At 56.3% G+C, this 1,081-nt stretch carries 2 protein-coding genes; both read right to left on the reverse strand.

Annotated elements, in window-relative coordinates; genetic code table 11:
- Positions 1–801 (reverse strand): IS3 family transposase (locus NTD86_RS08690; RefSeq protein ID WP_262201791.1); only part of this gene is annotated, 801 nt, incomplete at its 3' end.
- Positions 798–1,081, reverse strand: a 284-nt coding sequence (locus NTD86_RS08695) for a transposase (RefSeq protein ID WP_262201792.1), incomplete at its 5' end; no start/stop codon positions are given. The genes NTD86_RS08690 and NTD86_RS08695, both read right to left, overlap by 4 nt.

Genomic DNA, 1,081 nt, shown 5'->3' on the forward strand with positions numbered 1-1,081 from the left:
ATAGTCGTTGTAGCTATGCGGCCTGGTGATGTTGTAGCGCGATACATAGCGCTGCACATCCGCTCGGGCCTCATGTTCCGACCCGTAGCCTGCTTCTGGCACCCACTCTGATTTCAAACTTCCAAAGAAACGCTCCATCGGAGCGTTGTCCCAGCATTCGCCTTTACGGCTCATGCTTTGTCGGAGTCCATGTTCCAGCAGTTCATTTCTGAATTTATGGCTGGTGTACTGGCAACCTTGGTCGGAGTGAAACAGTACGTCTTTTGGGCGACCGCGCAGTTCAATCGCCATCCGCAGGGCTTCGCAGGTCAGCGTGGCATCAGAGATCATCGAAAACGACCAGCCCACAATCCGGCGAGCGAACAAGTCCAGAACCGCCGCGAAATACAGCCAACGCTTGCCGACTTTGATGTACGTCACGTCCCCACACCACACCTGATTGACCGTCGCAACATCAAACTTGCGTTTGAGCACATGCGGTGCCACCAAAGCCTCCACGCCAGGTGACTTGTACTTATGGCGCCGGCGTTGACGGCTGACAATGCCTGCTTCTCGCATCAAGCTGCGAGCCATGAACCGCCCGACATCATGCCCGCCGGCTTGCAGCTGTTTAGCCAAGGTACGAGCGCCCGCAGACTCTCTCGACGCCCTGTGGTGCTTGACCAGCATAGCCTTGAGTTTCTCTCGCTTAGGGCTCACCTTGCCTTGGCGCTGACGCCATGCGTAAAAGCTACTGCGGTTTATTCCGAACACACGACAGCAATCGTTAACGCCGTACTGCTCGCCCAGCTCACAGATCAACGAGAGTGATCTTTGGCGTCCAAAAGCAGGAGAGCACTGGCCTTTTTTAGGATTTCGATATCCCGGTCTCTTTGCCTGAGCAAGGCTTTAAGTTCCTGGATCTCTCGCTGATCCGCGGTAATCGCCTTGGCTCCCACCGGAGTCGAGCCCAAGCGTTCCTTGCGAACTTGATCGACCCAGCGGCGCAAGGCCGTAGGGCCAATATCCAAGCTGGCACAGACCTCGGGAACCGACTGCCCCTCGTCCAGCACCATGCTGGCAGCCTTGAGTTTGAACTCAC

This window comes from Pseudomonas sp. 7P_10.2_Bac1 (assembly GCF_025465935.1).
Classification (GTDB): domain Bacteria; phylum Pseudomonadota; class Gammaproteobacteria; order Pseudomonadales; family Pseudomonadaceae; genus Aquipseudomonas.